A 7921-nucleotide genomic window follows, 5' to 3' on the forward strand; every position below is an offset into this window, starting at 1 on the left:
CGCCCCACGCCTGAAGCGGGGAACCTCGACAGGCTGATTCAACACCATCGCGAACCGCCTGTCAATACCAATATAAAGATATCTTTATATTGTTATCTCGCGTTGCCTCCGTCGCAGAACAGCTCGCTTTCCCGTCAGATGTGGCACTCAGCGAGCACGTGGCTGGCACTCAGGGTTAATCGAAATCGGTCGCGATCGTGATGTCGCACCAAGCATCAATATCGCCGCGGAACGCAGCCAGCTTTCGCTCAGCGATCGCGTGCGCGGCCCGGCCAAGCGGGAGATGAAGCGGGGCATCATCGGCGTCTACGGCCTGCAGGATTACCGCGACCGCCTTGTCGGGATCGCCAGCCTGATTGCCGTCGTTCGTTTCGCGATAGTGCTTGCGCGTCTTCGTGCGTTCATCTCGACGGTGACGAACCATCTCGAGAACGCGACAGCATGAGCGTTCACCGGGCGCAAGCTGGTGATCCAAGCGCGCGCGACCGCCTTCGTTGGGGAAGTGATGATATTGCGCCGGGCTTTAAAAGCCCGTCCACGCAGCCGAGTCGATTCCGCGCGTCATGCCTCTTCCTCCCAAGGCCGAAGATCGAGCAACAACGTCAGGATCAGCTCGGACACGGTCGGGTGGATCGAAACCAACCAGCGCAGATTCTCGATCGGCTGGTCGGCGTTCGCCATGTCGAGAATGCCGTGTATTGCCTCGTCACCACTCGTTCCAAGTATCGCCGCGCCGAGGATACGGCGGGTGATCGGGAAGCGCGTCAGGCCGCAACGGTCTTCGAGCGCCGGCGCGCGTCGCTGATGGTGAGCGAAACCGCCGAGATGACGAAGTAGAAGGCGCCGAAGGCGGCATAAGGCGCGATGTCGCCGATGCTGACCGGCGCGGCGCCGGCAGCCTTGCCGAGCATATGTACCCCGGCAAGTCCCGACTGGGCACCGCTCAGGATCATGGCCCATTGCGCGCCATAGGACTTCCAGCGCCGTACTCCGGTGAGGAGCTGGAACAGGCCGGAGAGGACCGCCCACACACCGAAGATCTGGAGGACCGCGTGCATCCCGTGCGGCAGGCTCGCGGCGACGGCGACGGCGGTCACGATGCTTACGACGAAATTCAGCATCTGGCTCTTGTTCCTCGACAGGCCGCCGCTCCGGCTGGCGTCGAGATAGTTCGCAAGCGCGTCCCACGCAGGATAGGCGACGAGCATCACTGCAGCGAGTGGCGGCATCGCCTTCGCGACCGTGAAGGCCAGTGCGACCCAAATCGTGGAGACCAAGAAGCGCAGATAGTAATAGATTTTGAGCCAGTCCCGGTCCGAGGCCCTGGCGTCGGTGATGGTCTTCATGGCATTGTTCCTTTCCGTGATGCAGGCGCACGTCTCCCGTCCCGGAATCCGGGTGGGTCGGTGATCGTCGGTTCAGGTGGTGCGCGGCCTACGATCGGCCGCGTCTGTTGTGGTTAGAGGCGGAAGCGTCGCGGCAGGCACCATCTTGCGAAGGCCGCCACGGCAGCACACCCGCTGGTATACCAGACCACCACATAGAGCGGGTCGTTGAAGGGGCAGCAGAAGGCGAAGACAAAGGCTCCGCACGCACCCGCGGCGATCCCGGAGCCAAGAGCGCTCAGCCTTGGTTGCGTCGGCGCGGCCCTCCGCATCAGGACACCAAGCAATGCCATGATCGGGAGCGAGAGCACAAAGATCGACGCGGCGCAGATCATTCCACTTGCCGGATTGATGCGATCGAGCAGCGGGCGCTCGCTCACGCCTTCAGGCGCGACGAAGACGCTACCGAGGATGGCTAGGATTGCGAGGGCGCAGGCCAGCATCAAGCCCCGGCGCGGTTGCACCGTAGGAGAGAAGGACCGGATCGCCAGCACGCAGGCGACCACGGCGAGCAGGCCAAGGCTTCCTACCCGCCACATGAGAAACGGCGAGCCGGCCATGTGGCTCATATCTGGCCGCATCAGGCCCAGGCCGAGGAAGAGCGCGAGCTCCACAACGCCCAGCGCGAGTATGAGTCCGCCCTCACGCAGCATGCTGCGGCGCTGAACGGGAGCCAGCTCAGACGACAGGTCGGCGATCAGGGATTCACTCGACATCGGGGGTCTTCTCAATGATGGCCGTCAGGCGCGCGAGCCCGCGGTGAATGTTCATCTTCACGGCCGAGGGTGAGAGGCCAATCTGGCCTGATGCGTCCTCGACACTGTAGCCCTGCACCTTCACCAGCAGAATCGCCTGGGCCTGCGCGGGACGAAGTTCGTCGAGCAGGCTGGCGAGAACCGAGCTGCTGACCACGGATGCTTCGTGGTCGCCCACCGCCATATCGCCGGGCAGCTCGTCCATGGGTCGGCGCGCCAGGCCGCGCAGCTGGTCGACCCACTTGTTCTTGGCGATCGCCGCCAGCCAGGGCCCCAGCGGATGTTGCGGATCATATGTGTGGCGCCGCCGATGGACGGCGAGCAGCGTCTCCTGGACGGCATCATCCACGTCACCCGGCGGCAGCCGCCGCTGGAAGTAGCGCCTGAGCCACTCAGACATCTCGCAGAGCAGCCGCCGATAGGCGCCGCCGTGCCCGTTCTGCGCCGCCACCATCAGGCTGGTCCAGCCGTCCGGTGCGGTTCGGGACGGATGCTCGCGGCTGCCCGGCGCCGTGCCCGGCGCTGGCTTTGAGATCAATCTCGAGAGGAAGTCCGAGCGCATGACCTCTTATTCGCGCGCCGCGCCGCTCCGGTCACTTCGCCCATCGAATTTTTTTCGGGATTGCGTGCGGGCCGGCGGTGGCCTTGCGCCTTGGAAGTTCGAACGCGACGACAAGGAGGTGAAACTGCGACCGCGGGACAGCTTAGGTCGTGCCCCGGGGGCACGACCCAATAGCCTGCACGGCGTTCCGGGTGACGTGCGGCAAAATACCATGCGGAGCCGGACGTTTGCGATCCGGCTTCGAACGAGCAACGACGCCCTGAAGCCATTCAATCCATCGCACGAAAAATGCGCGACGCCTCATATGTTTCACTCGGCGCGCAGATCTGCTCGCGCGAAATATAGGCGCCTCGCCAAATCACATGGCAGCCCAACGCGGGAGAAGGCCCTGGGCGACCTCACATCGCAACCCGACTATCTGCAATTTCTTGGGCGAAAGGATCGCTGTCATCCAACGAGCAAGGCACGCTGGATTATCAGCAACCTGCAACAGCCGCTTATTCTGGGTGGACCCGGTTCAGGGCTTGGTCGGCTTCTCGTCGCCCGACGCTGCCTGTCGGGCCGCGGCGATCATCGCAGCATTCCAGTTGCTCGCCGACAGCCGCGGCAAATATCGGTCACGCTCGGTCGCCGGGGCGCAAACGAGATTGACGATGAGTGCGCCCGTCTTGTCCTCGTCCGCCTTGGCCCAAGGCTGGTTCAGCATCTTGGGCGAGTCGAAGTTCATCTCATCGCCGCGTTGCCGGGCGACGCTCTCGATGCTTTCGGTACGATCGCGGCAGTTGATCCGAATGCGTGCACGACCATTCATACGTGCGACGTCCTCGGTCGGATTCATATACATGTCGAAGGCGCGCACATCGCCGTCGCTCGTCATCGTTCCAAGGTCGATGACGAGCCTGCCGTTGACACCGGGTATCGAACGGAAGTCCGCTAATTGCTGGGCCTGTCCGGCCGAAGCGCTGGAGAGCAAAGCAACGGAAAAGGCGATACTAAGGACATGCGTCACGAAAGGGGGCCTCCCGACGATTTGCAAACGCAAGTCGTCCCTGCCAGCGCGCCAGATGCGAGCGACTTTTCGACAATGTCTTGCTCTCGCAGAGAGATAGCATCTGCGTCAACGTCTTGACGAGCGACAAACCGGGCTGCTGGAAAAATCCACATATCCCATTCCGCCGAATCGCCCGGCCGATCCGGCGGCAGCCTCAACCGTCAGGGCCGCTGAAGCAGCGCCACCGTTCCGTGCCCGCCATCGGCGCAAATGCTGACGATCGCGCGCGATCCCGAGGGCATCGCCCACAATTCCTTCACCGCCTGGCTGAGATCGCGTGCGCCGGTCGCGGCGAACGGATGGCCGATCGCGACCGACCCGCCATTGGGATTGACCCGATCCCACGGGAATGGCCCGAAATCGACATCGAGCCCGACGCGGTCGCGGGTCCAGCCAGGCTTTTCCAGCGCGGCGATATTGGCGAGCACCTGCGCCGCGAAGGCTTCGTGGATCTCCCACAGCGCGATATCGCCATATTTGAGGCCGTGGCGCGCAAGCAGCCGCGCGATCGCGAAGCTCGGCGCCATCAACAGGCCATCGACCGCATGATCGACCGCGGCGATCTCGTGGTCGACCAGTTCCGCATAAGGCGTGTCCGCCGACAGCTTGGCGAGGCCCGCCTCGGTCGCCACCCAGAGCGCGGCGGCGCCGTCGGTGATCGGCGAGCTGTTGCCGGCGGTCAGCGAGCCGGCCCCCGACTTGTCGAACGCCGGCGCCAGCGCGGCGAGCTTCTCGGCCGAAGTATCGGCGCGTGGATTGGCGTCGCGGCCGATTTCCGGGAGCGCGATGACGAGATCGTCGAAGAACCCCCGCTCCCATCCCGCGACCGCGCGCTGATGGCTCTTGAGCGCCCAATCGTCCTGCGCGGCGCGCCCGATCGACCAGATTTTGGCGGTCTCCTCCATATGATCGCCCATCGTGCGCCCGGTAATGCGGTTGGCCCAGCCCTTGGTCGGCAGGGTCAGGTCGTCGGCGGTCAAATTCTGGAGCGCCGCCATCGCTTCGGCGGGGTTCTGGCGGAACAATTTGGTGATCCGTTTGGACGCGGCGAGCGTCAGCCCGATCGACGGATTGCTCATCACCTCCGCGCCCCCGACCAAAGCGAGGTCCGCCGTGCCGCCCAGCATCCCGGCGGCGGCGAAGGCGGCGATCATGCTGGTCGAGCAGGCGAGCACGGCAGAGAAGGCCGGCACGGTCGGATCGAGACCCGCATCGAGCCAGATCTCGCGGCCGATATTGCTCCAGCCGAGGCTGGGGATCACCGTGCCCCAGACGAAGAGATCGGGCCGCGCCTTCGCCGCCATCGCCTGCGCGAGCGGCACCGACAGGCTGATCGCGTCATGATCGGCGAGCGCCCCGCCGCCACGCCCGAACGGCGTCCTGAGGCCCGATGCGACGAAGATCTTCTGAGCGAAACGGTTCATGGCTTTTCTCCAATTCGGTGCGCGCGATGTGGCGTGGGCCGCGCGACTTTGAATGTGCGATATTCGAGAGGCTGGCTATCACTTTGCATCACTGCCGCGCAGGCCCGCGCCGCCCCAACTCCCTCGCCGATGCTGGACGCCGCCCGAGCGCGACGCTTCCGCAGTCCGCAAAGGAGTTACGAAAATGGCAAGTACCAAGGGAACCGCGGTCGTCACCGGCGCCTCATCGGGCATCGGCACGATCTATGCCGACCGGCTCGCCGCGCGCGGCTATGACCTGATCCTCGTCGCGCGCAGCACCGACAAGCTGATGCGGGTCGCCGATCGCATCACGACAAAGACCGGGCGCCGGGTCGAGGTTCTGCCGGCCGACCTCGCCGACCCGGCGGATCTCGCGCGGGTCGAGGCGTTTCTGAAGTCGGTCCCGGATATCACCCTGCTCGTCAACAATGCGGGTCTGGGCGGCGCGCTCGCGCTGGTCGACTCCGATGTCGAGCAGATGACGCAGCTGATCGCGCTCAACGTCACCGCGCTGATGCGGCTGACCTATGCGGTCGTCCCGCGGTTCATCGCACACGGCAAAGGCACGATCATCAACATCGCCTCGGTCGTCGCGATCAACCCGGAATTGCTCAACGGCGTCTATGGCGGCTCGAAGGCCTTCGTCGTCGCGTTCAGCCAGAATCTGCGGCACGAGCTCGAGGGGACCGGGGTCGCGGTGCAGGTGGTCCTTCCCGGCGCCACCAAGACCGATTTCTGGGCGATCGCCGGGCGTCCGGTCGAGGAACTGCCGAGCGAGATTGTGATGAGCGGCGAAGACCTGGTTGACGCAGCGCTCGTCGGGCTCGATCGCGGCGAATTCGCCACCATCCCGTCGCTCCAGAATGGCGCGCTGTATGACGCTTACGAAAGCGCGCGCCAGGCGATGGCAGGCAAGCTTTCCACCGCCGAACCGGCAGCGCGTTACCGCGCCGCCGCCTGAGTTCCTCCCCTCCTCAACAGAAAGACACTCGAACCATGAGCACGACCAAACTTTATACCGCCAATGTCCATACCGTCGGTGGCCGCGAGGGCGCGGCGCGCAGCTCGGACGGCGCGCTCGACATCAAGCTGTCCCCGCCGGGCACCAGCGGCCCGGGAACCAACCCCGAGCAACTCTTCGCCGCCGGCTGGTCGGCCTGCTTCGAGGGTGCGCTCGGCCTCGCCGCCAAGGAGCAGGGCATCGCCTTGCCGGGCGATACCGCGGTCGATGCCAGTGTCGATCTCCATTTCGATGCCGCCGAGGGCTATTTCCTGACCGCCCGGCTCGAGGTCACGATACCGGGCATCGCCGACAATATCGCCGCCCGCCTGATCGAGCGCGCGCATGAAACCTGCCCTTATTCCAAAATGACACGCGGCGGGATCGCAGCGGAAGTGAGGCTGCGCACTGTCGCGATTGCCTGACCCCATCGTCGAGCGGGAGGTGTCGCCCATCAGGCCGGCGCCTCCCTTCCTCCCATGATGCGAAACCCCCAGCACCCCGCTCGACGCTATGCGCCCCACCCCGAACGCGTTATCGTCGGCAGCACGGAACAATTGCGGGGGTTCATGGACCGTCTGGACGCGATGCAGGTGTTGCTGGCGGTGGTCGATGCCGGCAGCCTTTCGGCGGGGAGCCGCAAGCTCAACGCGCCCTTGCCGAGCGTCAGCCGAAAGGTCGCGGACCTCGAGCGGCATCTCGGCACGCAATTGCTGATCCGCACCAGCCGGAACGTCCAGCTGACCGACGCGGGCCGCGATTATGTCGACGCCGCGCGCCAGATCGTCGCGCAGCTCAAGGAGGCCGAGCTTCGCGCCTCGGGCGAATATGAGGTGCCGCGCGGCGAGCTGACCGTCACGATGCCCTTGGCATTCGGGCAGCAGATCGCGCTGCCGCTCGCGTTCGAATTCATGCGCGACCACCCGGAGATCACGCTCAACATCCTTTCGGTCGATCGCGTGGTTCACCTCGTCGAGGAACATGTCGATATCGCGATCCGGCTCGGCACGCTCACCGACAGCTCGCTCTATGCGATCAAGGTCGGCGAGTTTCGTCTCGTGACCTGCGCCAGTCCAGCCTATCTCGCGCGCAAGGGATATCCCGCCGGCCCGGAGGATCTAACCGGCCATGACGCGGCGGTTTTCGGCGCGATCGAGGATACGTCGTGGATCTACGAGCGCGACGGCCGCAAGGTTCGTGGCGCGCCCAATGTCCGCATCCGCGACAGCAGCAATCCCGGCGCAGTGGCGGCGGCGGTGCACGGAATCGGCATCTCCCGCGCCCCGAGCTACCTCGTCCAGGACGAATTGCGCAGCGGCGCGCTGGTCACGATTCTCGACGATTATGATCACCGGATCTTCCCGGTGAATCTCGTCTATGCCCGTCAGGGCCTGCTGCCGCTCAAGGTGCGCGCCTTTCTCGACTGGATGACGCCGCGGCTGCGCCGGGCGCTGCGCGGGCTGGAGACGGCTTCGGAGCCGCAACGTCAATGAGCATGCGGACCTTCGGATAATCTCGGGCCGATCCGATCCGCCGCGCAGCAATTGCGGTGAAAACTCACCAATATTGCTGCTGAATATCGTACATCGATCCAGGCAGTGCCGCCTCCATCGTTCGCGACTCCGCCGGAATCGCGTCTTGGCATGAGCCTTGCTCTTCTCCCGTCACGCGCCTGAGAGGAGATCGTCATGTCCGAACAACCCGGCCTGTCGCCCGAAGCCAT

General features: G+C 64.9%; 9 protein-coding genes. 3 read left to right on the forward strand and 6 right to left on the reverse strand.

Going from position 1 to position 7921, the window contains the following annotated elements; all coding sequences use genetic code 11:
- Positions 1–175: 175 nt before the first annotated feature.
- From BGN95_RS04675 to BGN95_RS04700, 6 genes are all read right to left on the reverse strand, one after another.
- Positions 176–475 (reverse strand): Rossmann-fold NAD(P)-binding domain-containing protein, encoded by a 300-nt coding sequence (locus BGN95_RS04675; RefSeq protein ID WP_286771776.1) that lies wholly within the window; start codon positions 473–475, stop codon positions 176–178.
- Between the two features lie 289 nt (positions 476–764).
- On the reverse strand, positions 765–1346 hold the full coding sequence (locus BGN95_RS04680; RefSeq protein WP_286771777.1) for a DUF308 domain-containing protein: 582 nt from the start codon (positions 1344–1346) through the stop codon (positions 765–767).
- A gap of 113 nt (positions 1347–1459) precedes the next feature.
- A complete protein-coding gene (locus BGN95_RS04685) occupies positions 1460–2101 on the reverse strand; it encodes an NrsF family protein (RefSeq protein WP_286771778.1) in 642 nt (213 codons plus the stop codon).
- Complete coding sequence (locus BGN95_RS04690) at positions 2091–2702, reverse strand: sigma-70 family RNA polymerase sigma factor (RefSeq protein ID WP_286771779.1); 612 nt, start codon at positions 2700–2702, stop codon at positions 2091–2093. Before BGN95_RS04690 ends, BGN95_RS04685 begins: the two co-directional genes overlap by 11 nt.
- Positions 2703–3219: 517 nt before the next feature.
- Positions 3220–3711 carry a hypothetical protein gene (locus tag BGN95_RS04695; RefSeq protein ID WP_286771780.1) on the reverse strand — a complete coding sequence of 164 codons (492 nt, stop codon included), beginning with the start codon at positions 3709–3711 and terminating at the stop codon, positions 3220–3222.
- A gap of 203 nt (positions 3712–3914) precedes the next feature.
- The gene (locus BGN95_RS04700; protein WP_286771781.1) at positions 3915–5177 is read right to left on the reverse strand and encodes a thiolase family protein; all 1263 of its coding nucleotides are present in this window, start codon (positions 5175–5177) and stop codon (positions 3915–3917) included.
- Between the two features lie 184 nt (positions 5178–5361).
- Between BGN95_RS04700 and BGN95_RS04705 the strand changes: the two genes are divergently transcribed.
- The 3 genes from BGN95_RS04705 to BGN95_RS04715 all read left to right on the forward strand — a co-directional run bounded on the left by BGN95_RS04705 (position 5362) and on the right by BGN95_RS04715 (position 7691).
- The gene (locus BGN95_RS04705; RefSeq protein WP_286771782.1) at positions 5362–6159 is read left to right on the forward strand and encodes an SDR family NAD(P)-dependent oxidoreductase; all 798 of its coding nucleotides are present in this window, start codon (positions 5362–5364) and stop codon (positions 6157–6159) included.
- A gap of 35 nt (positions 6160–6194) precedes the next feature.
- Positions 6195–6623: an organic hydroperoxide resistance protein gene (locus BGN95_RS04710; RefSeq protein ID WP_286771783.1), complete on the forward strand. Its 429-nt coding sequence runs from the start codon at positions 6195–6197 to the stop codon at positions 6621–6623.
- 144 nt (positions 6624–6767) lie between these two features.
- Positions 6768–7691: a LysR family transcriptional regulator gene (locus BGN95_RS04715; protein WP_286771784.1), complete on the forward strand. Its 924-nt coding sequence runs from the start codon at positions 6768–6770 to the stop codon at positions 7689–7691.
- Positions 7692–7921: the final 230 nt, after the last annotated feature.

This window comes from Sphingomonas sp. 66-10 (genome assembly GCF_001897045.1).
Classification (GTDB): domain Bacteria; phylum Pseudomonadota; class Alphaproteobacteria; order Sphingomonadales; family Sphingomonadaceae; genus Sphingomonas; species Sphingomonas lycopersici.